This window comes from Brenneria goodwinii (genome assembly GCF_002291445.1).
GTDB classification, from domain to species: domain Bacteria; phylum Pseudomonadota; class Gammaproteobacteria; order Enterobacterales; family Enterobacteriaceae; genus Brenneria; species Brenneria goodwinii.
In genome coordinates, this window is the sequence record NZ_CP014137.1 from 2344627 (window position 1) to 2370688 (window position 26062).

The 26062-nt window shown below is 58.4% G+C and carries 23 protein-coding genes; 5 read left to right on the plus strand and 18 right to left on the minus strand.

Annotated features, from left to right (window positions below; translation table 11 throughout):
- Positions 1 to 33: 33 nt before the first annotated feature.
- From ACN28R_RS10535 to ACN28R_RS10580, 10 genes are all read right to left on the minus strand, one after another.
- A complete protein-coding gene (locus tag ACN28R_RS10535) occupies positions 34 to 2427 on the minus strand; it encodes a glucose/quinate/shikimate family membrane-bound PQQ-dependent dehydrogenase (RefSeq protein ID WP_095834361.1) in 2394 nt (797 codons plus the stop codon).
- A 231-nt stretch (positions 2428 to 2658) separates the two neighbouring features.
- Positions 2659 to 2979 carry an aminotransferase class I/II-fold pyridoxal phosphate-dependent enzyme gene (locus ACN28R_RS10540; RefSeq protein ID WP_121514214.1) on the minus strand — a complete coding sequence of 107 codons (321 nt, stop codon included), beginning with the start codon at positions 2977 to 2979 and terminating at the stop codon, positions 2659 to 2661.
- Between the two features lie 6 nt (positions 2980 to 2985).
- The gene (locus tag ACN28R_RS10545) at positions 2986 to 3525 is read right to left on the minus strand and encodes a HutD/Ves family protein (RefSeq protein ID WP_095834362.1); all 540 of its coding nucleotides are present in this window, start codon (positions 3523 to 3525) and stop codon (positions 2986 to 2988) included.
- A 78-nt stretch (positions 3526 to 3603) separates the two neighbouring features.
- Complete coding sequence (gene hutG, locus ACN28R_RS10550; RefSeq protein WP_048639997.1) at positions 3604 to 4410, minus strand: N-formylglutamate deformylase; 807 nt, start codon at positions 4408 to 4410, stop codon at positions 3604 to 3606.
- Between the two features lie 16 nt (positions 4411 to 4426).
- Positions 4427 to 5809: a formimidoylglutamate deiminase gene (locus ACN28R_RS10555; RefSeq protein WP_095834363.1), complete on the minus strand. Its 1383-nt coding sequence runs from the start codon at positions 5807 to 5809 to the stop codon at positions 4427 to 4429.
- A gap of 43 nt (positions 5810 to 5852) precedes the next feature.
- Positions 5853 to 6599 (minus strand): amino acid ABC transporter ATP-binding protein, encoded by a 747-nt coding sequence (locus ACN28R_RS10560; protein WP_183096801.1) that lies wholly within the window; start codon positions 6597 to 6599, stop codon positions 5853 to 5855.
- A gap of 32 nt (positions 6600 to 6631) precedes the next feature.
- On the minus strand, positions 6632 to 7303 hold the full coding sequence (locus ACN28R_RS10565; protein ID WP_048639415.1) for an amino acid ABC transporter permease: 672 nt from the start codon (positions 7301 to 7303) through the stop codon (positions 6632 to 6634).
- Between the two features lie 64 nt (positions 7304 to 7367).
- Positions 7368 to 8117, minus strand: coding sequence for a transporter substrate-binding domain-containing protein (locus tag ACN28R_RS10570; protein WP_095834365.1), 750 nt, complete (start codon positions 8115 to 8117; stop codon positions 7368 to 7370).
- Positions 8118 to 8168: 51 nt separating this feature from the next.
- Positions 8169 to 8933, minus strand: a complete 765-nt coding sequence (locus ACN28R_RS10575) for an IclR family transcriptional regulator (protein ID WP_095834366.1) — start codon at positions 8931 to 8933, stop codon at positions 8169 to 8171.
- Positions 8934 to 8977: 44 nt separating this feature from the next.
- Entirely contained in the window at positions 8978 to 9313 is a 336-nt protein-coding gene (locus ACN28R_RS10580) for a hypothetical protein (protein ID WP_145957972.1), read from the minus strand.
- A 334-nt stretch (positions 9314 to 9647) separates the two neighbouring features.
- On the opposite strand from ACN28R_RS10580, the gene aptA reads away from it, so the two are divergent.
- The gene (aptA, locus tag ACN28R_RS10585) at positions 9648 to 10976 is read left to right on the plus strand and encodes an omega-aminotransferase AptA (protein WP_095834367.1); all 1329 of its coding nucleotides are present in this window, start codon (positions 9648 to 9650) and stop codon (positions 10974 to 10976) included.
- 34 nt (positions 10977 to 11010) lie between these two features.
- On the opposite strand, the gene tauC is transcribed toward aptA, so the two are convergent.
- From tauC to ydcS, 7 genes are all read right to left on the minus strand, one after another.
- The gene (gene tauC, locus ACN28R_RS10590; protein WP_048639419.1) at positions 11011 to 11847 is read right to left on the minus strand and encodes a taurine ABC transporter permease TauC; all 837 of its coding nucleotides are present in this window, start codon (positions 11845 to 11847) and stop codon (positions 11011 to 11013) included.
- Positions 11844 to 12647 carry a taurine ABC transporter ATP-binding subunit gene (tauB, locus tag ACN28R_RS10595; protein ID WP_095834368.1) on the minus strand — a complete coding sequence of 268 codons (804 nt, stop codon included), beginning with the start codon at positions 12645 to 12647 and terminating at the stop codon, positions 11844 to 11846. Before tauB ends, tauC begins: the two co-directional genes overlap by 4 nt.
- Positions 12648 to 12710: 63 nt before the next feature.
- On the minus strand, positions 12711 to 13688 hold the full coding sequence (gene tauA / locus ACN28R_RS10600; RefSeq protein ID WP_095834369.1) for a taurine ABC transporter substrate-binding protein: 978 nt from the start codon (positions 13686 to 13688) through the stop codon (positions 12711 to 12713).
- Between the two features lie 1105 nt (positions 13689 to 14793).
- The gene (locus ACN28R_RS10605) at positions 14794 to 15600 is read right to left on the minus strand and encodes an ABC transporter permease (RefSeq protein WP_048639422.1); all 807 of its coding nucleotides are present in this window, start codon (positions 15598 to 15600) and stop codon (positions 14794 to 14796) included.
- Positions 15590 to 16492 carry an ABC transporter permease gene (locus ACN28R_RS10610; protein ID WP_372490534.1) on the minus strand — a complete coding sequence of 301 codons (903 nt, stop codon included), beginning with the start codon at positions 16490 to 16492 and terminating at the stop codon, positions 15590 to 15592. The genes ACN28R_RS10605 and ACN28R_RS10610 overlap by 11 nt, the downstream gene beginning before the upstream one ends.
- A 43-nt stretch (positions 16493 to 16535) precedes the next feature.
- Positions 16536 to 17570 carry an ABC transporter ATP-binding protein gene (locus ACN28R_RS10615; RefSeq protein ID WP_095834371.1) on the minus strand — a complete coding sequence of 345 codons (1035 nt, stop codon included), beginning with the start codon at positions 17568 to 17570 and terminating at the stop codon, positions 16536 to 16538.
- A 136-nt stretch (positions 17571 to 17706) separates the two neighbouring features.
- Positions 17707 to 18861 carry a putative ABC transporter substrate-binding protein YdcS gene (ydcS, locus tag ACN28R_RS10620; RefSeq protein ID WP_095834372.1) on the minus strand — a complete coding sequence of 385 codons (1155 nt, stop codon included), beginning with the start codon at positions 18859 to 18861 and terminating at the stop codon, positions 17707 to 17709.
- 383 nt (positions 18862 to 19244) lie between these two features.
- On the opposite strand from ydcS, the gene ACN28R_RS10625 reads away from it, so the two are divergent.
- The gene (locus ACN28R_RS10625) at positions 19245 to 20177 is read left to right on the plus strand and encodes a LysR family transcriptional regulator (RefSeq protein ID WP_095834373.1); all 933 of its coding nucleotides are present in this window, start codon (positions 19245 to 19247) and stop codon (positions 20175 to 20177) included.
- Here the strand turns inward: ACN28R_RS10625 and ACN28R_RS10630 are convergent.
- Positions 20165 to 21196 carry an ABC transporter substrate-binding protein gene (locus ACN28R_RS10630; protein ID WP_236840238.1) on the minus strand — a complete coding sequence of 344 codons (1032 nt, stop codon included), beginning with the start codon at positions 21194 to 21196 and terminating at the stop codon, positions 20165 to 20167. The two genes, ACN28R_RS10625 and ACN28R_RS10630, sit on opposite strands and share 13 nt — an antisense overlap.
- Positions 21197 to 21652: 456 nt before the next feature.
- Here ACN28R_RS10630 and ACN28R_RS10635 point away from each other — a divergent pair, with 456 nt between their 5' ends.
- From ACN28R_RS10635 to ACN28R_RS10645, 3 genes are read left to right on the plus strand one after another with little or no spacing between them, the layout of a single operon-like run.
- On the plus strand, positions 21653 to 23206 hold the full coding sequence (locus ACN28R_RS10635; RefSeq protein ID WP_472297957.1) for an ABC transporter permease: 1554 nt from the start codon (positions 21653 to 21655) through the stop codon (positions 23204 to 23206).
- On the plus strand, positions 23203 to 24012 hold the full coding sequence (locus ACN28R_RS10640) for an ABC transporter ATP-binding protein (protein ID WP_095834376.1): 810 nt from the start codon (positions 23203 to 23205) through the stop codon (positions 24010 to 24012). Before ACN28R_RS10635 ends, ACN28R_RS10640 begins: the two co-directional genes overlap by 4 nt.
- 13 nt (positions 24013 to 24025) lie before the next feature.
- Positions 24026 to 25819, plus strand: coding sequence for an aryl-sulfate sulfotransferase (locus ACN28R_RS10645; RefSeq protein ID WP_095834377.1), 1794 nt, complete (start codon positions 24026 to 24028; stop codon positions 25817 to 25819).
- Positions 25820 to 26062 lie beyond the last annotated feature (243 nt).

A 26062-nucleotide genomic window follows, 5' to 3' on the forward strand; every position in this document is an offset into this window, starting at 1 on the left:
CTGGAACCGCAAACCGCCGTTGGCTGATTCCCTTTATTTTCCGTCAGGCAACGCATAGGCGATAATGTAGTCGCCAAGTTTGGTGCCGAACGAACCGTGTCCGCCCGCGGCAATGACCACATACTGTTTGCCGTTAACCGAATAGGTCATTGGCGTGGCCTGCCCGCCCGCCGGCAGACGCGCTTCCCACAGCGGTTCGCCATTGGTAACGTTAAAGGCGCGCAGATAATTATCCGCCGTCGCCGCGATAAAGAACACATTACCGGCGGTTGATACGGGCGCGCCCAGCATCGGCATCCCTACTTTAAACGGCAACGGCAGCGGCGAGCTGTCACGCACCGTGCCAATGCGCTTTTTCCATACGATGTCATGGGTTTTCAGATCGATGGCCGAGATATAACCCCACGCAGGCTGCTTGCAGGGGATCCCCAACGGCGACAGAAAGGCGTTCAATTTCACGCCGTAAGGCACGCCGTACTGCGGCTGAATGCCCGATTCGGAACCGGATCCGCCTTTCCCGTCTTCACCCGGTTGCGCCGGGTTATTCGGGCCGCGCGGAATCAGTTGAGAAACAAACGGCAGCGCCATCGGATTGGCGACGGCAATCTGCCGATCGGTATCAACCGAAATACCGCCCCATTCAAACATGCCCAGATTACCGGGGAAAACCAGCGTGCCCTGCTCGGAAGGCGGGGTGAACGGCCCTTCATAGCGCAACTGGTGGAACATCACGCGGCAGACCAGCTGATCGTAAATGGTCGCCCCCCACATATCCTTGCCGGTCAGCGGTTGCTGCGGACGGAAAGTCAGTTCGGAGTACGGCTGCGTGGGCGAAAGGCGATCGCCTTTGGCCGGACCTTGCGGCACCGGGGTTTCCGGCGCAGGCACCACGGTTTCGCCTGTCCGGCGATCCAGCACAAAAATATTGCCGGTTTTCGCCGGAACATACACCACCGGCACCTTGTTGCCGTCTTTATCGCTAATGTCCGCCAGGCTTGGCTGCGCCGGTACGTCCATATCCCATAGATCATGGTGAACCGTCTGATAAAACCACGCCAGCTTGCCGGTCGTCGCGTTCAGCGCCAGCAGACCGCTGGCAAATCGTTCCATTTCCGGCGTACGATGGCCGCCCCAGATATCCGGCGTCGCCACGCCGATAGGCAGATAGACTAAATCCAGCGCGGCATCATAAGCGGCCGGCGCCCAGGAGTTAGGCGAATTGGGCGTATAAAGCTGATCCTCTTCCGGGATCTTATTCGGATCTTTGCTCCCGGTATCGAACACCCACAGCAGTTTACCGCTATTCACATCAAAGCCCCGGATCACGCCGGAGGGTTCACGGGTGGAATAGTTATCGGTGACCGCGCCGGCGATGATCACCACCTTGTCGGTCACAATCGGCGGCGACGTCGGCTCATAGGCGCCGGCTTTGGCATACGGCATATTGCTTTGCAGGTTCAGCTTGCCATGGTCGGCAAAGTCGGGACACAGTTCGCCGCTTTGCGCATCCAGCGCATACAGGTTCCCGTCATTGACCGGCAGCAGAATACGCCGGGCGCAGAGCGCGGGTTTGCCGTCAGCCGCATTGGCCTGCGCGGCTTCCGGCGTCTGATGGTAAGAAACGCCACGACAGGTGACATGTTGGAATGACGGATTGGTTTCCAACTGCGGATCAAAGTGCCATTTCTCTTTACCGGTCACCGCATCCAGCGCAAATAGCCTTTGGTGCGGCGTACAGAGATAGAGCGTGTCGTCAATTTTGATCGGCGTCACTTCATCGGTGATTTCCTCCGGATCGTTAGCCCTTTTCAGGTCGCCGGTACGAAATCGCCAAACTTCCTGCAACTGGCCGACGTTTTGATCGTTGATTTGCGTCAGCGGCGAATAACGCGTGCCTGCCTGAGTACGGCCATAGGCCGGCCAGTCGCCGTCGGCGATGCCGCTGACGGCCTGTCCGGCCGGCGGAGTTTGCTCAGCGCGCAGGACGCCGTTGATTTCCTGCGGATCGTTAAACACGGCATAGGCCAGCACGATGACGGTAATCGCCAGCGACGCGCCCAGCGCGCCGCGCGCCAATGAACCCGGTGCGCTCAGGCTGCGGTAAATAAACGGCAGCGCAATCCACAGGCCAAAAAAGAAGGTCACGTCCAGACGCGGCGTCAGCGCCCAGAAATCAGGCCCGACTTCCCACAGCGACCAGATAGTCGTACCGAGCAGGAAAACCGCATACAGCAGCAGCGCGGCGGCGCGCCGACGGTACAGCAGCCAGGCTGTCGCCAGCATAATCAGACCGGCGATGAGGTAATATGGCGAGCCGTGAAGTTTGACCAGCCAAATACCGCCAATCAGTAGGTATAAGCCCGTCAACGCAGAGAATAGAACGGTGATGACTATCAGTATTCGTGATAACCCTGCTTTACTTTGCATAACATTAACCTTACTGAAATTTACATTCATCCTCTTAAAGGTTACGCCAAATTCTTAAAATATCTTTTTTTTATGCTGACGATGTATGTCTGGTTATGTCTCGGTCATCAACGCGCCATTTCATGCGCAACGGCGCCTTAAACGCCGGACGGCAATCATCTTGAGCCGTCGCCGGGGGAAAGGTAAAAATGAATGTGTCCCCCATGCGTCCTGCCGGGAGACAGCGCGTGTTTATAGCCAGCCCTGTTTTCTGAAATCAAACATCAGTTGGGTAAACTTACTCATTTCTTCCGGGGTTCCCATCGAGATACGGCACCAGTCTGTCGCCGGCGGGAAGGCTCTGCCAATCAATACGCCGTGTTCTTTCATTCTTGTCTGGTAGGAATCTAACGGAACGCCAATACGGTGAAACAGAAAATTGGCTTCCGAAGGAGGATATTCAAGATTGAGGGATTTCAATGCGGAGATTAATATCTGACGCGAAGTATCAATGGTCTTTTTGCTGTAATTGATAAATTCTTTATCATCCAGCGAAGCGCTGGCTGCCTCAATAGCGCTTTACTCATAGATAATCGCGGCGAAAAGCAGATACGCATCCTCGGATGCGGGGCGGACGTCGACGGCGCTGTCGTTCCACCATGCGCCCTGTCCGCGCGCGAGCGTCGTATCCCCCACTCGCCAGCGCCCGGCTATTACCCAGCAAACCCCCGCGGCGGCCTGCTGCGGTTGTCTGGTGGCGATCACCGTCGCCCGGCACACCCCACGGCGCGTCATGATATTGAAGTCCAGGCTCTCCGGGCCGGACAAACGGGCATTCACCTCGGCTTCTCCGGCGAAGGCAAAAGGTTCGAACAACGCCAACTGCCGGTCAAACGCCCCCGGCGACGCCAGTTCCACCCCCTCGCCGTTCAATAGGGTAATCACACGGTCGACCCCCGGAAAAAAAGAGAACGCGCCGCTGGCGGCAATACTGGCGATACTGGCGCGCCAGGAAAACGGCTCCGACCGGGGCGGAAAGCTGACGATTTCCCGCGTTTCTCCACCGCCATTACGCCAGCGCGTCACCGGCAGGCTATCGGTATCATAAAATTCGATCATGAATTACGCTCTGTTGGATTCGGGGGCGACACCGTCGCCCCGATGATATATCGAATGCCCTTCATCGCCGCGCGTCGGCTACCGGCCCTCATGGGCAAACTCCAGCGCCGACTGCAGCATGGCCTGAAGATGGGGTTGCAGCAGCCGGGCCTTTTGCGGCTGCCAGCGCCAGGGCGGCGTTTCATCCATATAGCTGCACTGCGCCAGTTCCATCTGCACCGCGTGTACTCCCTGGCTCGGCTGACCATAATGGCGGGTGATATATCCGCCGGTATAGCGTCCATTTTCCACCTGCGTGAACGGCGAGGCGGCGCGCGCGATTGCCGCGATACGCTGCTGCAACGCGGGCGCGCAGCTCGCGCCTTTATGGGTGCCGATATTGAAATCGGGCAAGCGTCCGTCGAAAAACTGCGGCAAGACGGAACGGATGGAATGGGCGTCCCACAGCACGACTCTGGGGAACCGGGCTTTCAGGCGCAGCAGTTCCTCGGCGAGCTTATCGTGCCAAGGCTGCCAGTAGCGGCGGCGGCGCGCCTGTACCTCATCGGAGGATGGCGCGGCGCCCGGCGGATAAACCGGCCCGCCGTCGAACCGCGTCTCCGGACACAGCCCGGTGGTGGCCTGTCCCGGATAAAGACTGGCGCCGTCCGGCGGACGGTTGAGATCGACCACATAGCGTGAGCAGGTGGCCTGTAGCCATGACGCCCCCATCTGCCTGGCAAAGGCATAAAGCTGTTCGATATGCCAGTCGGTGTCGGGCACGCTCCGCGCTTCGGGCGTCAGGGCGCCGGCTATCTCATCGGGCAGCCAGACGCCGGTATGGGGCATAGTGATAAATAACGGTTCGCTGCCCTGATGAAAAATGAACGGCGCTACGGTAGTCATGATGTCAATCTCCCGGTCAAATTTGTTGCAATAACTGCTGACGTACATTAACGAACGCCGCCAGCGCCGACGGATGCAGCGGGTGCTGGCGATCCACCCGCTGCCGGCCGCCGGTCCATACCCGCTGTACCGCCGAACTGCGCGAACTGCCGAACAGATGACCGGCCAGAATATTGTCCGCAGGCAGCAGCGCCAGCGCGGCGTGCTGCGCGTCCAGTTCCACCAGATCGGCGCGTTGGCCTGCGGCAAGCCCGGCCACGTTACGACCGCTGGCCTGCGCGCCGCCATGCAGCGCGCCCAGATACAGGCTGGCGGCGACATCGGTCTGCTGTCGGTCGGCGCAGACGTTACGCTGACGGAACTGCAAACGCTGAGAATATTCCAGCATCAACAGCTCTTCCGCAGCGCTGACGGCGACATTGCTGTCGGAACCGATGCCCCAACCGCCGCCATGTTCACGCCACTGAGGAAAGTCGAACATCCCGTCGCCCAGGTTGGCCTCGGTGGTGGGGCACAGTCCGACCACCGCGCCGCTGCCGGCGGCGCGCCGATACTCCTGCTCCGTCATGTGGGTGGCATGGATCAGACACCAGCGGCGGTCGACCGGCTGGTGCTCCAGCAACCATTCGACGGGCCGCAGGCCGCTCCAGGCCAGGCAGTCTTCCACCTCTTTACGTTGTTCGGCGACATGGATATGTATCGGCGCACGCGCATCCATCTGTTCAATGCCGGCCAGCAGCTGCGACAGGGCCGGCCCGGAGATAGCGCGCAGCGAATGCGGCGCCACGCCCAGCCGCACCTGGCCATCGCGCGTCAGCGACATCAGTTGTTGCCATAGCGTAAGAAACTGTTCGGTATCGTTGATGAAGCGCCGCTGCTTCGCCTCCGGCGGCTGAGCGCCGAAACCGCTATTCTGGTAGCTCACCGGCAGCAGCGTCAGCCCGATACCGGTATGCGCCGCCGCGTTGATCAGACTGCGACACATCGCCGCCGGATCGGCATACGGTCGGCCATCGGGCTGATGATGCACATAGTGAAACTCACACACCGAGGTATAGCCGGCTTCCAGCATTTCGCTGTATAACCAGGTGGCGACGATCTCAAGCTGCTGCGGTGAAATCTTCGCCGCAAAGTCATACATCAGGTTACGCCAGCTCCAGAAGCTGTCTTGCTTCTGTCGCCGGTACTCCGTCAGACCGCTAAAAGCGCGCTGAAAAGCGTGCGAATGCAGGTTGATCATTCCCGGCAGCAGCCAGCCGGCCTGCTCAACGCCGGGCGGACGGCTACCGTCCGCAACAACCCGGCGGATTACGCCCTGCTCGTCCCACTCGATCAATACGTCACGATGCCAGCCGTCATTCAGCAACGCGTGTTGGGCAAAAAGTTGATTCGCTATCATGGTGATTGACTACCTGGTGAAGAAAAGAGATCGGTCAGGCGCCTCAGCGCTGGGACAAGACCGACTGAAGAAATCGCTGGGTACGCTCGCAGCGCGGCGCGCCGAAAATCTGCTGCGGCGTCCCGGACTCAATAATGCCGCCGCCGTCCATCACCACCACCCGATCGGCGACTTCACGCGCAAACCCCATCTCATGGGTAACGACAATCATGGTCATGCCTTCCTGCGCCAGTAATTTCATGACCTGCAGCACTTCGCCCACCAACTCCGGATCGAGCGCCGAGGTCGGTTCGTCGAACAGCATCACCGTCGGCGACATCGCCAGCGCCCGGGCAATCGCCACCCGCTGTTTCTGCCCGCCCGACAGGCTGCCCGGCATGGCCTGCGCCTTGGCGGCCAAGCCGACCTTTTCCAGCAGTTGCATCGCCTGTTGCCGAACGGCGGCTTTGCTCATGTCGCGCAGCATCATCGGCGCCACGCAGATGTTTTCCAGCACCGATAAATGGGGGAACAGGTTGAAGGACTGGAATACCATGCCGACATCTTTGCGCAATTGGTTGAGCTGCGGTTCGGCCAGCATCTTCCCGCCGCTGATCAGCGGCCGACCGCACAGCGTGACATCCCCCTCTTCCGGGTGTTCAAGACCGTTGCAGCAGCGCAGAAACGTGCTTTTCCCCGATCCGCTGGGGCCGATGATCACCACGACTTCGCCGGGAAAAACATCGAAATCAATGTCACGCAGCACCGTGTTGTCGCCAAAACGTTTGCCGAGATGGCGGATAGTGATCAGCGCGGATGCCTCTACAGATGGATGGTCGGTCATTACTGCACCCCTTTCATATGATGACGTTTCTCAAAATAACGCAGCGCCACGACGGAAATGCCCGTCAGAATAAAGTACACGCCGGCCACCACCAGATAGGTTTCCAGGTCGCGGTAAGAGTTGCTGATTACCGTCGTGCCGGCCTGCATCACATCCTGAATGGTGATCAGGGAAACCAGCGCCGAGTTTTTTATCAGTGCGATAAATTCATTGCCCAGCGGCGGGATCATCCGCACCAGCGCCTGCGGCAGAATGATTTTGTACATCGCCTGTACGCTGGACATCCCCAGCGAGCGCGCCGCTTCGTTCTGACCGCGTTCGATGGAGGTAATCGCCCCTCTGACGATTTCCGAAATATAGGCGCTGGAATAGAGCCCAAGGCCGATAACGCCGCAAAAAAAGGACGGCAGCATCACGCCAAAACGCGGCAGGCCGTAATACCAGATAAACAGTTGCACCAGCAACGGCGTACCGCGGATCAGGGTGACATAGGCGCTGGACACGGCATACAGTATGCGCCGGTGCGGATTAAGCCGGGCGATGCCCACCAGCAGACCGAGCGAACACCCAACCAGCAGCGCGCACAGGGTAATTTCGATGGTCACCAGCGTGCCGGCCAGCAGGGCGTCGCTGCTGGCGAATACCGGCGCAAAGTTGAGGTCTAGATTCATAAAAAATATCCTGCGGTACGTGGTGTTTCTGCGAGCGTCATACGACGCCCGCGGCGGTTAGGCGTTAGTGGGCGGGAAACCATTTATCCATCAGACTCTGGTAGACGCCGTTGGTCTTGAGCGTCTCGATGGCGCCGTCGATATCATCGCGCAGTTGCGGCAGGTCTTTACGCACCGCGATCCCATACTCTTCGGACGTCAGTTGGTCCGCCAGAATCCGCACTCCGCCTTTGGTGCGCGCATATTGGAAGGCGGCCGGCTTACCGGTCACCGCGGCATCGACGCGGCCAATGCTGACCAGGTTGAACATCTGCTGGTTTTTCTCCACTTCCACCAGATGCACCTCCGGCATATTACTGTGCAGCCATGCCACCGATTTGGTGCCGACCTGAACGCTGACGCTTTTGCCTTTCAGATCGTCATGGGTTTTGATCGCGTCGTTGTCTTCCTTAACCACCACCACCAGCCCGCCGGTCAGATAGGGTTTGGTAAAGTTCACCACCTGCGCCCGTTCCGGCGTAATGTAAATGCCTGATACCGCGATATCGGCCCGCTGCGAGGTCAGGTTGGGAATCAATCCCTTGAAATCAACGTTTGTCCACTGCACCGGCCGATTCAACTGCTTGCCGATAGCCTCCACCAGTTCAATATCGAAACCGCTGAACTTGTTGTTTTCCATAAACTCCAGCGGTGGGAAAGTCGCATCCGTGACGGCCTTAATGGGTTCTCCCTGTTGCGCGAAGGTCAGACCGGAAACACAAGACAGTCCGATGGCGAACAGGGTGTTTAACAAAGCACGACGGGTAACAGACATACATTTTTTCCTCTGGTTAAACGACGTTTTGGATCCCCGATGGGCCACTCGTCAAAAATCTTTTAACTGCTGATGAATACGTTCGACGGCCGCCGCCGTCAGGCCAATCAGATCCGCCTGCTTGCCGGCCACCCGCAGCGAAGGCGCCATTAGGCTCAGCGCGCCGAGTAGCTTGCGGTTCGGCGTCAGTAACGGAAAACTGACGCCCCAGACACCGGCATCCACTTCACTGTCGCTGTCGGCATATCCCCGCTCGCGGATCGCCCGTAGCTGCTGCGCGACCGCGGCGCGCTGCTCGGGATGCGGAAACTCCAGCGGCAGGATGTAGCGCAGCTCGGCCTCCGGCAGATGCGCCAGCAGGCACTTCGCGGTTGCGCCGGCCCGCAGCGGCACGCTACGCCCCTTTTCGAAAGAACAGCGCAGCGACTGCGTCGCTTCAATCATGCTGACGCAGACCGCCTGCCGGTTCATCGCCACGGTGATGGCGACCGTCTCCTGCGAGGCGTCGGACAGCCAGCGCATCTCCTCCTGCGCGCACTGCGTCAGCAAAGCGGTTTCATCAAACCCCATCGCCAGTTGCAAACTCACCGGCCCCGGCGCGTACAGATTTCCGCTTTCCATAACGAACCCCCAGCGCCGGAGGATCGCCAACTGGCGGTACAGCGTACTTTGGGCCAACCCGGTCATCTTCATCAGTTCGGTGGCGCTGGCCGGCCGGCCAAACTGTGCGATGGTTTTAAGGATCATCAGCACCCGCTCCTGCGCGGTGATGACCTCTTCCGCCTGATTGGCGACGGCTTGAGAAACTTTCGGCATGGTGGATCCCCGGTATGCGCATCAATGAAATCAGGTGACAAGTATTACCCTGATATTGCTAAAGCAGAGGTCATGCCATAATTTGGGAAATAAATTCCCGCATAATGAGAAAAACAATAAATACAAATAATTAAAGTGGATAAAAATGCAAAAATAGCGTTAAAAAAAACGCTATTCGTCGTGATGATAAAAAATTCCCCGCGCGGCGATCGCCGAAAGCAGTCTTTTCTTGCACCATTCTGATGAGCATAAAGCACCAAAACAGTGCGCACGTTGCACATCCTGGCATGGGTTTGCGCCGCCCGGACGACGCCAGCGTCAGTCAGCGGGCCAAAAGCGTTACCGTCGCCAACACGCGGTGAGAGAGCACCGTGGGTCATCGAGGCCGGCGGGCTGAACGTGTTCGTCGAGAGGGAATAGAAGGTCAAAAAACACGTAGCGGACAAGCGCCGGGATGGCGCAAGCCGCCTCTGCCGGTGGAAGAGGAAACGGCTTTGCCGCGCCTCAAAATGATTTATTCAACACGGCCTGGGTATAGATAAAAAATCAGCAATAAAAAGCGAAATATGATCTTTGACAGTTCCGCCGATTTTCTAAAGCATACGCGTTATTTCCGCCATATATTATGGGGTATGATGTTTCACGCCGCGATAAATGGCCGCCATTTAATCCGCCGGGCGCATTCCCCCCGCAAACAGAGCCAGGTAACCAACCATGAGCAAACAGCCGGGAAATATAAGCAATCTCATTAACGATAATTTCTGGATCCCCTTTACCCCTAACGGCGACTTTCGCCGGGATCCGAAATTATTCACCCAGGCGAAAGGCGTTTACTTTCAGGACGCCGCCGGCAATCAGGTTCTGGATGGCGTATCCGGCCTGTTTACCTCCGCATTGGGACACGGCCGGTCTGAAATCGCCGAGGCGGTTTATCAGCAGTTGCTGACGCTGGACTACACTTCCAGCTTTTACCGCAGCCACCCGCTGGCGTTTGTCGCCGCCCGCGAACTGGCGAAAATTCTGCCGCCGCAGCTCGATCGCATCTTTTTCGTCAGCTCCGGTTCGGAAGCGATAGACAGCGCGCTGAAAATCGCCCTCGCTTATCAGCGCGCCCGGCAACAGGGGTCACGCACTCTATTTATCTCGCGTGAGCGCGCCTATCATGGCGTTAACTTCGCCGGCGTAGCCTTGAGCGGGTTGACCAATAATCGCAGGCAGTTCGCCGGCGGCTGGCCGCAGGTTGTGCATCTGCGCCACACCTGGCTGACGGAAAACCGGTATAGCCGGGGGCAGCCCGAACTCGGCGATTTCCTGGCCGACGACCTGCAACGCCTGATTGAATTGCACGGCGCCGAAAATGTGGCGGCCTGCGTTATCGAGCCTATCGCCGGCTCAACCGGCGTATTGGTGCCGCCCAAAGGTTATCTGGAACGCATCCGCCAACTGTGCGACCGCTATGACATTTTATTGATCATGGATGAAGTGATCTGCGGATTCGGACGCACCGGCGAAGCATTCGCCAGCCAGACGTTCAATATTCGTCCGGACATCATTACCCTGGCTAAGGCGCTGACCAACGGCACCCAACCGATGGCGGCCGTCGCCGTCGATCGCCGTATTTACCAGCGGATTATTGACGCGGCGGACGAACAGAGCATCGAATTCTTTCACGGCTACACCTGGAGCGCCCACCCGGCCGCCTGCGCGGCGGCGCTGGCCACGCTGAAGCTCTATCAGGAGCTGGATGCGTTCGCGCAAGGCGCGACGCTCAGCCCCTATTTTCTGGATAAGCTGTTTGAATTACAGGATCTGCCGGTGATTACCGATATCCGCGGCTTCGGGCTGCTGGGCGGTATCGATTTGCGCCCCGCGGAGAAACCCGGCCTGCGCGGTTATCGGGTACAGAAGAGGCTGTTTGAGCACGGACTGCATCTTAAATCAACCGGGGACGCGCTGATTATCGCCCCGATCCTGCTTTCGACCCGCGCGCATATCGATGAGCTGTTTGCCACGCTGCGGCGGATATTGAGCGAGGAGCGCTAAATGCGCGCCGTTAATCCCCAGGCAAAGCGTGCCGCTACGCGCTCTGGCCGTGCCACGGCGTCAACCTGCGTTGCAGATAGCGCAGGCCCAATTCCATCATACAGGCGATAACGGCGATAACCAGGATCCCCAGAATAACCACATCGGTGACCAAAAACTGCGAGGCGGCCTGCACCATAAACCCCAGCCCTTGCGTGGCGGCCACCAGTTCCGCCGCCACCAGCGTGGACCAGCCGACGCCCAGCCCGATGCGAATGCCGGTCAAGATATCCGGCAGCGCGCCGGGCAAAATCACATAGCGAATCAGCTGCCACCGCGTCGCGCCCAGCGTCTGGGCGGCGCTGACTCTGGCCGGATCCGCTCCGCGCACGCCGCCGGCGGTGGCGATCACCACCGGCGCCAGAATCGCCAGATAGATCAACAGCACTTTGGAAAATTCGCCGATGCCGAACCAAATCACAATCAACGGCAGATAAGCCAACGGCGGTATAGGACGATAGAACTCGATGATCGGATCAAATACCCCGCGGGCAACCCGGCTGCGGCCGATGGCGATGCCCAACGGGATCGCCGTCAACAGCGCCGCCAGCAACGCTAATCCGATACGTTGCAGGCTGGCGTAGAGATGGCGCCACAACGTGGCGTCCATATAGCCGACCGTCGCCAATTGCCACAACCGCCGGATCACCGCGGCGGGAGAAGGCAGAAACAGCGGCTCAATCAGATTCAAGGCGGTGACCAGCCACCACGTCAGAAACAGCGCGGTCACGCTGATGGCGCTGATGACAACCAGCGGCAGCGGTTTTTTATGGCGCACGCCCGGCCCACCGTCCTTCAGGCCGCCGCCGGCGGCGTTATCAACGGCGCTCATGGCACATACCTCTCTTCGCGATGGGAAAACCGTTCACGATCGGCGAACACGCGGGAGAGGACATACTCCCGCGACGCAATAAATAACGGATCGGATTTTATCGCCCTGGCGCTTTCGCCGTCGGCATAGCGTGAGCCGAATTCCAGTTTCAGCCGTTCCACGATACGTCCCGGATGAGGCGACATGACGATCAGATCGGTAGCGAGGAAAATCGCCTCTTCAATATCGTGAGTAATCAGAAAAACCGGCTTGGCCGCTTTTTTCCATACGGTGAGCAATAACTCCTGCATCTGTTCGCGCGCGAAGGCGTCCAATGCGCCAAAAGGCTCATCCAGCAACAAAATGCGCGGGTCGGCCGCCAGCGCCCGGGCGATCCCCACCCGCTGGCGCTGCCCGCCGGAAAGCCGCCACACCGCCCGGCGGTCAAAGCCGCCCAGCCCGACCAACGCCAGCAGCTTGCGTGCTTTCTGCTCGCGCTCCGGCTTAGGCACGCCGGCAAGTTGCAGCCCAAAAGCCACGTTGCTCAACACATCCTGCCAGGGCAGCAGGACATCATGCTGGAAAACCACCCCGCGCTCCGGCCCCGGCCCGGTGATGGCGACGCCGTCAAGGGAGATGCACCCGGCGGCCGGGTGGATAAATCCGGCGATCAAATTGAGCAGCGTGGTTTTGCCACTGCCCGATGGCCCCAGCGCCACCATCAGTTGTCGGGTAGAGAGCGTCAATGAAATGTCTTCCAGCACCGGTCGTTCGGTATCGGCATACTGCGCGCTAACCTGTTCAAGTTTCAGTAATGTCATCAGGGCATCCGCCGGATAATTCGCCCGCGTTGCGCCTGGGCGCGCGCGGAAAGGGATTAAACATCACTCAGGCACATACCTGGCGGTCACATAGGGCGAGTAGTCAGGCAAGACGGCATCGATGCGCCCCTGCGCCTTGAGAAACGCCGCCGTATCGCTGATGGCCTGCACCGTCGGCGCCCCCAGCGACTCCCGCTGCTCTTGCGCCAGCGGATAGGTATTGCCCTGCAACAAACCGGGGATATCTTCCGCCCTGGCGCCGGTAATTTTCACCAGTTTGTCGATGTTGCTTCTCTCCGCCAGCCAGGACTGCGGATCCTGACGGTAACGGGTGTAGGCGTCCTGCGTGACTTTGGCGAACGCCTTCACCGCCTGCGGGTGTTTTTCGGCGAAGTCTTTGCGCACCAGCCAGACGTCAAAGGTCGGCGCGCCGAGGGCGGCCAGTTCTCCGGAAGTGATCAGCACTTTACCGCTCGCTTTCGCCACCCCGAGCGCCGGATCCCAGGTATAGGCGGCGTCAATATCGCCCCGCTGCCAGGCGGCGCTGATTGCCGGCGGGTTGAGATTGAGAATCCGCACTGTTTTCGCGTCGATATTCCAGTGCTTGAGCGCAGCCAGCAAACTGTAATGGCTGGTGGAAACAAACGGCGTCGCCACTTTTTTACCGACCAGATCCTCGGGCGTTGCAATCCCGGCGCCATTACGCGCCACCAGCGCTTCGCTGGCGCCCAGCTTGGAGGCGATCAACAGCGTTTCAACCGGCACTTTCTGGCTTACCGCGGCGGCGTAGGGGCTGGAGCCGAGATAGGCGATCTGCACGCCGCCGGAGGCCACCGCGGCGATCACTTCCGCGCCGGCGTCAAATTTTCGCCAGTCTATTTTCAATCCGGTGGCTTTTTCATAGGCGCCGTCCGCCTGGGCCACCTGAGACGGATCGGGAATGGTTTGGTATGCCACGGTTAAATCGGCGGCGGCGACGGCAACACTCATGCCGATGAATACGCCCGCGGCTAATAACAGCCGAGTAAATATTGATTGCATTGTTATCCCCTATTAAAAATATATATTTCACCTATCTATGGTGAAAACAATATACGATGAAAATCGGGATAAATACGCTTAATCCATATAACTTATAAAACTTATATTTGCTAAAAAATAGCAATACTCTAAATAATTCGAGTTGCAGGACAACACGCATGGCGTTTTGAACAGCGCTTGCGCTGGCCCCGAAGGGGCGAGGCCCAAGGATGGGCCAAGTAATAAAGCCAACGCACATGCAGCTTGAAGTATGACGAGTATATAAGCACGCCTTCAGCTAAAAACATTTATTAATGAATAAGAAAAGCGCCGCGGGGAAATATTATCGATGTCGGGCCATGAGGAAAAATACGGGAATGAGCGCTTATTTTTATTCATAACCAACGGTTCGTAAACTAAACGGCTCAGGTAACGCATTTGTTTAAAAAATCAATCAAGCAGTTATTCGTTGAGGGTTAATCCTATTTCGCTCAATAAACGTTGGCGAACCTGCTCTCCACGTTACGAATATGATCTTCATTAACGCTGCCGGAAAGCCAGGCGTGAATAATAACGGGAATAGGCTGTAGAAAACCTCGCGTTTAACATTTCACGCCAGAGTAAAGCCAGCCTCGCGCTGAGGAATCCCCACAAAAATACCTTGTTAATATTTTACATTTAACATGCTGATATTAAACATATATTCAGCACTTAAACCGTTCGTCTCACGGCGTAAGAAATTACGCTGAGGTGAACGACCCCGCGAATGAGCAGCATGGATGCTGCTCAAGCCAGTGCCGCGTCGGGAACGCGTCACTGGCGGTTCGGAAAAGGGGACGGCCGCCGAAGGAACCGCGTCAGCGGCGTGATTTCAGCCACAAGCCCGGGTCCGGAGGGTGGTGGCGTTTGAACCACCCTGCGTCGGGCGCGTGCTACGACGTGGCATGAAAAAGCCTTTCTTTTCGCGCACGAAATATTCTTCGATATGACATATTCCGATTTATGGGGAGCCTTCAGCGCCCTCGCCGGCATTCCCAACACGCTCGGCGCCAAAGTGGGTTTATCCGAATCGGCTTAGCTTTCGCCTGCTCCTGCGCCGTCGCCTTAACATTGCGTATCGGCGTCGCTATTTACCGTCGCCGGCCACGTCCGTCCCGTCCTTGGTCAGATACCAGGCCGCCAGGATCGGGATCATGGTCAGCACCATAAGGCACAGTGCGACGACATTGGTTATCGGCACATCCCGCGGACGCCCCAACTGATTCAGCAACCAAATCGGCAGCGTGCGTTCATGCCCGGCGGTAAAGGTCGTCACGATGATCTCGTCAAAGGAGAGCGCGAACGCCAGCATGCCGCCGGCCAGCAGCGCCGTGCCCAAATTCGGCAGGATAACGTAACGAAAGGTCTGCCAGCCGTCGGCCCCCAGATCCATTGACGCCTCCAGCAGAGCGTGGGAGATACGGCGAAAGCGGGCGATCGCATTGTTGAATACGATCACGATGCAAAACGTGGCGTGACCCACCACAATCGTCAGCATACCGGGCTCGATATCGGCCGAATGAAACGCCGACAGCAACGCCAGACCGGTAATGATGCCCGGCAGCGCGATGGGCAGCATAAACATCAGCGTGAGGCCGTTTTTGCCGAAAAAATTACGCCGATAGAGCGCCGCCGCCGCCAACGTACCAAGCAACAGCGCAATCAGCGTGGCGACACAGGCTATCTTTAACGACAGCATCACCGACTCGATAATGTCATGCCGCTGCGCCGCGATGCCGAACCAGCGCAGCGTGAATCCCTGCGGCGGAAAGCTGAAGGCGGCGTCTTCGGTATTAAACGCATAGATAGCAATAATCAGCAGCGGGAAGTGCAGGAACAGCAGCCCGCCCCAGGCCGCCAGTTTTAATAGCAGCGGTGCGCGTCTAGAGTGCATCAAAGGCTCCCAGTCGTTTAACCAGTGACAAGTAGATGGCGATCAGCACGATAGGGACCAGCGTAAAGGCGGCCGCCATCGGCATGTTGCCAATCGCCCCTTGTTGGGAATAAACCATATTGCCGATGAAGTAGCCCGGCGGCCCCACCAGTTGGGGCACAATGAAATCCCCCAGCGTCAGGGAGAAGGTGAAAATGGATCCGGCGGCGATGCCCGGCACGGCCAGCGGCAGAACGATATAGCGGAAGGTCTGCTGCGGCTGGGCCCCCAGGTCTTCCGACGCCTGGAGTAACGACTCCGGCAAACGCTCCAGAGCGGCCTGAATCGGCAGGATCATAAAAGGCAGCCAGATATAGACGAACACCAGAAACCGCCCCAGCCCGGACGTGGAAAGCGTATTACCGCCGATACCGGGCAGCAGCAGTATGTTGTTCAGCAGCCACTCCAGCCCCAGATGCTGCAAAAACCACTGAATAACGCCGTCTTTGGAGAGCAACAGCGTCCATGCATACGCCTTGACGATATAGCTGGCCCACATCGGCATCATAACGGCGATATAAAAAAACGCCTTCTGCTTACCGCTGGTGTAGCGCGCCATGTAGTAGGCAATCGGGAAAGCCAGAATGGCGCTGAACACCGACACCAATATCGCCATGACCAGCGTGCGGATAATGATGTCGTAATTCGCCGGGCTGAAAAGCGCCTGGATATTCGCCAGCGTCAAAATGGGGGATACCGACATGGTAAAGTCGTCGAAGGTGTAGAACCCCTGCCACAGCAGCGACAACAATGAACCCAGATAGATAACGCCAAACCACAGCAGCGGCGGGAGCAGCAACAAGGCCAGATAGAAGCCCGGACGCCGGTAGAAAAAGTCGGCCGCACGGTGCATCCAGCCGCCGCGCGCCGCGACAGGCACAAGACGGTCATCCATATTAACCCGCCTCCTGCAACGTCACCATCGCGCTGCGATCCCAGCAGGCGACCACCTGTTGCCCGATGCGCAACGCCTGGCGCGCATCATAGCTTTGGGTATTCGCTTCACTGACCAGCAGGCGCTCGCCCTGTGGCAGCATCAGCTCATAACGGGTGGCGGCCCCCTGATAATGAATGTCTCTGAGTTGCCCCGCCACGCGAATATCGCCGGACAGACTCGCCGCCGCAGACGCGTCGGCCAGTTGAATATACTCCGGGCGGATGGCGTAACTGGCCGAGACGCCGGTTAAGCGCCGCGCCTGCTCGCCCGACAGCACATTGGAGGTGCCGACGAACTCCGCCACAAACGGCGTTTTCGGCTTCATATAGAGTTCGCGCGGGCTGTCGACCTGTTCAATACGCCCGTTATTGAACACCGCCACGCGATCGGACATGGACAGGGCTTCGCTCTGATCGTGCGTCACAAAAATAAAGGTGATGCCCAGTTGGCGCTGTAGCTTCTTTAGTTCGCCCTGCATCTGTTCCCGCAGTTTGAGATCCAACGCGCCCAACGGTTCATCCAGCAGCAGGACGCTGGGCTGATTGACCAACGCCCGCGCCAACGCCACCCGCTGACGCTGGCCGCCGGAAAGCTGCGCCGGCTTGCGTGCGGCGACGAAACCCAGCGCCACGCGCTCCAGCGCTTCCTGCGCGCGATTGCGGCGTTCCTGTTTGCCCACGCCCTTGACCATCAGGCCATAGGCCACGTTTTCCAGCACGCTCATGTGCGGGAACAACGCATAATCCTGAAACACCGTGTTCACATCGCGCTGGTAGGGCGCCAATCCGGAAGCATCCCGCCCATGAATACGGATCGACCCCACCGTAAGCCGCTCGAACCCGGCAATCAACCGCAGACAGGTGGTTTTCCCTGAACCGGAAGGGCCAAGCATGGAAAAAAACTCGCCGTCCTGTATTTCGATGGATACGCCATCGACGGCGCGAACATCGCCGAATATGCGGGACACGTTAATAAATTCCACAGCGTTGGACATATTAAAGGCTCCTGATGAATGATAACGATATCCGTCATCCGGCCGCTCTCCTGCGTGATACCCGCGCAGGCGGGCATAACGCATTTGGCGACGCTATCGGCGGTATTAATGTTGATTAACGGGATGAGTAAACGGCTTAACGCCCGCCCATAATGGCAATATAGTCCTGCGTCCAACGGCTATAAGGGACGAACTTACCGCCCTCGGCCTGAGGCGTTTTCCAGAAAGCGATTTTTTCGAACTGGCCGGCGCCGTTATTTTCGCAGCCTTCCGCGCCCAGCAGCGCATTGTCTGTGCAGGCGGCCGGCACAGCCGGAACCGAGCCGAACCAGGCCGCGATATCCCCCTGCACTTTCGCTTCCAGCGACCAGTTCATCCATTTATAGGCGCAGACCGGATGCTTCGTATCCGTCGCCAGCATGGTGGTATCCGCCCAGCCTGTGACGCCCTCTTTCGGGATCACGGTGGCTACCGGCTGTCCCTCGCCTTTCAGGGCGTTGGCCTGATAGGGCCAGGTGCTGGACGCCGCCACGCCCTCATTTTTGAAATCGCTCATCTGTACCGAAGTATCATGCCAGTAACGGTGAATCAGCCCGTGCTGGTTACGCAGCAGCGTCAGCACGGCTTGATACTGCGTTTCCGTTAGCTGGTACGGATCGCCGATGCCCAGTTCCGGCTGCGTACTTTTCAGATACAACGCGGCGTCGGCGATATAAATCGGGCCGTCGTAGGCCTGAACCCGTCCCTGATTTGATTTACCGTCCGGCAAGTCCTGTTTGACGAAAACCACAGACCAGCTATCGGGCGCGGAAGGGAATATTTTGGTGTTATACATCAGTAGGTTCGGCCCCCACTGATAGGGCGTGCCGTAAACCTGACCGTTAACCGTGTACCAGGGGGCGTTGACCAGCCGCGGATCGATATTTTTCCAGTTCGGGATCGCGGCAGGATCGACGGGTTGCACACGCTTACCGGCAATCAGCCGCAGCGAGGCATCACCCGATGCGGTCACCAGATCGTAGCCGCCTTTCGCCATCAAACTGACCATTTCATCGGAGGTCGCCGCCGTTTTGACATTCACCTGACAGCTGGTCTGTTGTTCAAACTCCGTTACCCAATCATAGCTCTTATCACTCTGCCCGCGCTCGATGTATCCGGGCCAGGCAATGATATCCAGGCGCCCCTCGCCTTTTGCCGATAAATCCGGCGCCGCCGCATTGGTGCTATTAATGCCGCACAAAATACTCAGGCAAATAGCGGAAAGCGAAGTCGTTACGGTAGTTTTTCCCATACCAATACCCCTGTCATGAATATAGAGACGGCGGCGGAATACTTAACGTATAGCCATACCTTGAATAATTCGAGTTGCAGGACAAAACGTTGTCGTGTTGAACGCCGCTAGCGGCGGCTCCAACGGGGCGAGGTCCATGGATGGGCCGAGTCACAAAGCCAACGCGCCTGCAACACGAAGTATGTCGGGTATAACACGCTATTGATTGAATCGAAAGGAGATGCCGGCAACTATAATAAATGCATATGAAGGACGATTGCGGGAAAGCCGACAGGGTCGAGTGAAGGGCGATAATTAGCTATATCTTATAATCTTTCGTTTATTGCCTTACATTAGCCATCATGCATAAAAAGAGAAAAACAACATTTATCAGGTAATAAGATATGCATCTGGATTTACGGCAATTGCGCAATTTCCTCGCGTTGGCGGAACACGGCAGTTTTGTACAGGCGGCGGAAGCCGTATGCCTGTCACAGTCCGCATTCAGCCGCAGCATTCAAACGCTGGAGCAAACCCTGGGCCACCCGCTGATCGATCGGCAGAGTAAGCGTTTCACGCTGACATGGCAGGGGAAAAAACTGCTGCCTTTCGCGCGCAGGATGCAGGAGCTGTCCTGGGAATTGATCAACGATATGCAACAAATCCTTGATGAGGACGGCGGCGAGCTGACGTTTGGTTGCGGCCCGGCCCCCGCCATCGCGCTTATCCCCCACGCCGTGGCGCATTTTCACCAGCTGCGGCCGCGGGACAGGGTGACCTATAGCGTGGACAACTGGCAGTCGCTGCGTCAGCGTCTGTTGGCCGATGAATGGCCGTTTTTCGTCGCCGATACCTGGCAGGCCGAGCTGGAAACCACGTTTCGCGTGCAACCGTTGAGCCAGCAACGCTGCTTTTTTATCTGTCACCACACGCATCCGCTGGCCCGGCAAGAGGCGGTCACGCCGGACGAGCTGCTGCGCTTCCCGCTGGCCTCGCCCTATCTGCCGGTCGGCATGCGTAAGATTCTGGCGTCGCTGACGCGCCAGCCCGATTTCCGTCCGCAGATTCAGTGCGATCATATCTACTCGCTATTCAACGTGCTGTCCCAGACTCAGGCCATCAGTTTCGCCAGCGACGACGGTTTAGCGCTGGGCCGGCGCAGCCATCAGTTGGTGGAAATCCCCCTGACGGAAACGCCGCCGGAATGGGGAGAGATGCGCACCCGTTTCGGCATCATCTCCAACCTGCAAAAAGCCATTCCTCCTCTGGCGCAACTGATGATAGACACGCTGCTTGAGCAGGATCGGCTGCGCCAGTCCGACGGTTACTGCGCCTGACCGGCGGCATCATAGAGCGGCCAGAACGTTTCCCACTGTTGGTCCGCCAGCGTCTTATCGACAAAGCGGCCGTCGAACCACTCATCAACCGGATAATCCCGGCGGATCAGCCCGGCGTTTTTGGCCCGCTGAATACTGTCTTCAAAGCTGCTGCGCAAAAACGCATCCAGCCGCGGAGAACTCTGGAAATTGAGATCGTCCGGATTCAACTCCTCCTCAAACAGCGACTGCGGGATCTGGCTCTGTTCCGACATCAAGGCGATATAATCCGGCAGATGCGCGGGATCGGCGATCCAGCGGGCATTTTCCACCAGCACGTTGACCAGTTGCTGCGTCGCCTGCGGATAGCGCTGAATAAAGTCCTCGGTCGCCAGCACCGCCGCCTGGGTGGTATTGGCGCGCCCCAGCGCGCTGCTGTTGGCCACAATATTGATGCCCTGCTTGCGCAAGGCCAGCAACCCGACGCCGCCCCACGCCGCATCCACGCGTTTGGCCGCCAGCGCGGCTTTACTGGCCGTCCAGTCCAGGTTAATCACCCGGATGTCCCGTTCATTAAGCCCGGCGCTTTTCAGCGCCCGTTCGAAAGAGAGCTGATCCGCCGTTCCTTTGTAGACGGCAACGCGCTTGCCGCGCAAATCTTCAATACGTTGGATACCCGATTCCGGCGTCGCCGCCAGATAAGAGTTTGCGCCGCGCGCCCCTATCAACACTTTGGTAGGCAACCCGCCGGCCCGGCCGATGATGGCGGCCAAATCGCCCAGGTAGACGACGTCCAACTGCTGGTTTGCCAGCGCTTCGTTAACCGCCGGCCCCGCGCCTTTGAAAAACAGCCAGTTAACTTTGATTCCCTGCGGTTCAAATACCGCTTCCAACTGGTGACGAATGTGCGCCAGCCCCAGCGGTCCACGGATAAACGGCTTGCTGCCCGCGCTCTGATCGGGCAGACCGATACGGATTTCCGCCGGCTTGCTCTCCGCGGCCTGCACTAAACCGCCGGCGAGCATAAGACCGATCAGCATCAGCGAACCCATCATGCGGCGGGTGAACATGCGCCAACGGTTTACTGCGCTTTTCTGCATTGTTTTCTCCACGAATAACAAAATGTTGCCATCAAACTATTGTCATCAACCTACCGAAATACCGCGGCGCGCTTTAAATAACATTTCCAGCTTTGTTCAGTGAAAAAAAGCATAAACCCAATGGATTTCGCCCGGCATCAAGGCGGCGAATGCATGAATCCCACGGACTTACGCCAGTAAGTGACTGGGTTAATTAAGGAAAGTCCGCATAGAAGCCGCATAAAAGATGAAGCAATAAATAAGTCATCAGCCGGCAATCCCGCATATATGCATTTTTTGCACCGCCGCTATCGGATTAATGCATTGGCCTTCACGGCTAAAAACTGTTTTTTATTCCTTATTAATCCGCTTTGGCTGCTTTCGATACAGAAAATGAATAAGGTTATTCCACTAAAAATGTCTCCGTTGACCTGGCCCGTCTTACCGGAAAAAGCGTTTTTTCCATTGGCGGTGCCGGTTGCCGTGCTGATGCTGTGGTACATCAGCAGTCAGTTGGGATGGATGCCGCCGCAGATCCTCCCTTCACCGGCGGCGGTGGCGCATACGGCCGTTGAGCTGTGGCAGGGCGATCTGCTGTCTCAGTTATTCGTCAGCCTGAATCACCTGTTCAGCGGCCTGCTGGCGGGGTTAGCGGCGGGCACCCTGCTGGGCGCGCTGATGGGCGCCTCGCCGCGCGCGGCCAGTCTGCTGCATCCGACCATCTATGCCCTGGCGCAAATCCCGACGCTGGGCTGGATCCCGCTGTTTATGGTGCTGTTCGGCATCGACGATGGCCTGAAACTGGCCGTGATCGTCAAAGCGGTGATTGTGCCGGTTACGCTGCACACCCAGAGCGGCGTAGGCAACATCCCCGCCTCATTATTGGAAGTGGCCCGGACGCTACGCCTGCCCTGGCATCAACGGCTGATTCGCCTGACGCTGCCGGCGATGCTGCCGGTGTGGCTGACCGGGCTGCGGCTGGCGCTGTCGCAAGCCTGGGTTTCGCTCATCGTGGTGGAACTGCTGGCGTCGTCGCAGGGCATTGGCTACCTGCTGGTTTGGGGTCGTCAGCTATTTCAGTTGGATATCGTGTTTGTCTGCATTGCGGTCATCGGTCTGGCCGGGCTAACGATGGAATGGGCGATTAACCAAATGGAAAAGCGCCTGGTTTACTGGCCGCATCCGCCGGTCAGCCGCCTTAATGCCACGCCTTCCCGCTGGCTGACGGGTTTACTCTTGCCCGTCGCGCTGCTGGCGCTCTGGCGCCATGCCAGCCTGTCCGGCTGGGTTGACGGCGTATTACTGCCGCCGCCGTACGAAGTCCTGCATACCCTGATTCAGGGGATTCGCGACGGCGTATTGGCGGACGCCATGCTGCACAGTCTGATGCGCGCGCTGGCCGGGGCGGCGGGCGGCGTAACCGCCGGCCTACTGCTTGGGATACTGCTGGGCCTCAGTTCGCGCGCCGATGCCTTGTTTACGCCGACCGTCGCCACGCTGCGCCAGATTGCCCTGTTCGCCTGGCTGCCGTTACTGACGGCCTGGGTCGGCAACGGCGAAGCGGGCAAAGTCGTCTTTGTGGCGCTGGCCTCTTTCTTTCCGATGCTGGTCGCCAGCCAGCGGGGAATTCGGCAGCGCTCTCTCCAGCTACAGGAGGTGGCGCAGGTGCTACAGCTTTCGCTGGCGGTTCGGCTGCGCGTGCTGATCCTGCCGGGGGCGGCGCCGTCCATCTTCGCCGGCCTGCGTCTGTCGCTGATTTATGCCTGGCTCGGCACGGTCGGCGCGGAATATTTCATGTCGTCGAACATCGGGATCGGCAGCCTGATGATCAATGCCCAGCAGTTGCTGGATATGCCCACCATCATCAGCGGCATGCTGCTGATCGGCATCACCGGAGCGATCATCGACCGCGCCGGTCTCACTCTGGAAAACCGTATGACCCGCTGGCGCACCGCAGGAGAATCCGCATGAGTTCCATCACCAGCAACCACCCGCCGGTGGTGCAGTTTGAACATCTGAAAAAGCAATTCAACGTGAAGGGCCAGCCGTTAACGGTGATTGACGACTTTTCACTCTCCATTTACGGCGGCGAGCTCGTCGCCATTGTCGGCAGCAGCGGCTGTGGTAAATCCACGCTGTTGCGCATGCTGGTCGGGCTGGATAACGACTATCAGGGCCGCATTCTGGTCGACGGCATACCGGTAAACGGCATCAGCCGCGACCGGGGCATGGTATTTCAGGAGCCGCGGCTGTTTCCCTGGCTGACGGTGCGTCAGAACATCGCGCTGGGGCTGGCGCATGAGAAACAGAGCCGGGAGACGCGCGAACGCCTGATCGACCATTTTATTCAGTTGGTCCATCTGGATGAATTCGCCGACGCCCTGCCCGCGCAGCTCTCCGGCGGTATGGCGCAGCGCGTCGCCATCGCCCGCGGGCTAGTGGCCAACCCGCGCATTTTAATGCTGGATGAACCCTTCGGCGCACTGGACGCCCTGACCCGCCAGCAGATGCAGCAGGAACTGCGGCGCATCCATCAGGCGGAAGGCACCACCACGCTGCTGGTCACTCATGATGTGGAAGAAGCGGTCTACCTGGCCGACCGCGTCGTGGTGCTGGCGCCGCGTCCGGGCCGTATCCGGCACATCGCCACGCTCGGCCAGCCGCATCCCCGCCAGCGGGACAGCCAGGCTTTTCACCAGCAGTGCAGCGAACTGCTGTCGCTGTTAACTCATCCCGTGACGCCGGCGTCGCCGGCATCCTCTCTTACCCCTTTCTGAATGGAGCTTTGCTATGGGACATCCTTCCGTTTACCCCACGGGCACAACAATCTACGACCCGGAGAAGGCCTGGGGCGGTTACACCGTCTTTCAGGCGCTGGAAAGCGGCGCCGTGCTGATCGACATGAACGGAACCGAATTGCGTCTGTGGGAAGGTCTGCACGGTTTTCCCAATAAAATTCTGCCCGGCGGCTATATTCTCGGCCATAGCGGCGAACGCGATTCACGCTACGGGATGCAGGATATGGTCGATCTGATTCAGGTTGACTGGGATGGCAATATCGTCTGGAAATTCAACGGTTATGAACAGATTAGCGATCCCGATCTTCCCAGCGAATGGATGGCGCGCGTCCATCATGACTACCAGCGCAGCGGCAACCCGGTCGGTTACTATGCGCCGGGGCAAGAACCGCAGGCGATCGGCGGCAATACGCTGCTTCTGGCGCATAAGAATCTCTACAACCCGCGTATCAGCGACAAGCTGCTGCTCGACGACGTGATTATCGAGGTGGACTGGCAGGGGAATATTCTGTGGGAGTGGCGTTGCAGCGATCACTTTGATGAGCTGGGTTTCGACGACGCGGCAAAAACCGCCATCTACAATAATCCCAACATGCGCAAAAGCGGCGGCGGCATGGGCGACTGGATGCACATCAACTCGATGTCGGCCCTCGGCCCCAACCCGTGGTTCGATCAGGGCGACGCCCGCTTCCACCCCGATAACATTATCTGGGACGCGCGCGAATCCAACATCATCGCCATCATCGACAAGCAAAGCGGCAAGATCGTCTGGAAGCTGGGGCCGAACTACGACACGCCGCAGTTGAAACATCTGGGCTGGATCATCGGCCAACACCATGCCCATATGATCCCGGCGGGATTGCCCGGCGCCGGTAATATTCTGGTGTTCGATAACGGCGGCTGGGCGGGCTACGGCGCCCCTAACCCCGCTTCCGCCGACGGCGTTAAAAACGCCTGGCGCGATTATTCGCGGATACTGGAAATCAATCCGGTCACGCTTGATATCGTCTGGCGCTATTCGCCTTATGAAGCCGGCATCCCGCATCCTACCGACGCGTTCCGCTTCTACAGCCCTTACATCAGTAATATTCAGCGTCTGCCGAACGGCAACACGCTGATTAATGAAGGGGCGAACGGCCGGATTTTTGAGGTGACGGTAGAGCACGATATTGTGTGGGAATATATCTCGCCGTACTGGGGCAAGACCGTTAACACCAATATGCTTTACCGGGCCTATCGCGTGCCCTACGACTGGGTGCCGCAGTTGGCGCGTCCGCGGGAGATCCCGGTGGAAGCGCCCGATAATACGCGCTTTCGTCAGCCGGGCGCCGCCCAGCCCGGTTTCGCCAGCGTTATCCGCGTCGACGGCGTGCGTCCTTATAAGAAAAGCGGCGATGCGCTGTGCGTGGCGACCGACAGCGAAGACCTGAAGCGCAGCCCCAAACTGTTTACCGTTAACCGCGCCCGCTTTGCGCCGCTGGATGAAGCAGAATGGGAAAACCTCAGCCGGCAGGCGGCGCCGCAGCTGTTGCTGGTCGGCGCGGAACGCTGCGTGCACTGTAAAAGTTTGTACCGGCAGTTGGAGACGGTATTGAACGACGACGCCTTCCGCCAGCTTGACAGCCGTTACCTGGATGCCGATCGTCACACCGATTTAGCGCAACTGTTTGCGGTGCGAACGCTGCCTACGCTGCTGTGGCTGGAACAAGGCGAGGTGAAAGCGCGCATTAACGGCGTTCAGCAGCCGGAGGCTCTGCGGGCTTGGCTGCGGAATAATTTCATATAAAACAAACTATTAATGTAACATATACCCCAACCCTCCCCTTGCCAACGGCGGGAGTAAATCAGGTGTTAGCTCCTCCCCCTGACAAGGGCAGTCTCTTAGTCACAAATGTAGGGGTTGTGACAGGGTTTGCCATTATCCGGCGTAAGAAATTATGCTGAGGAAGCGGAGGGCTCCCGAATGAACCGCATGGATGCGGTTCAAGCCAGTGCCGCGTCGGGAACGCGTCACTGGCGGTTCGGTAAG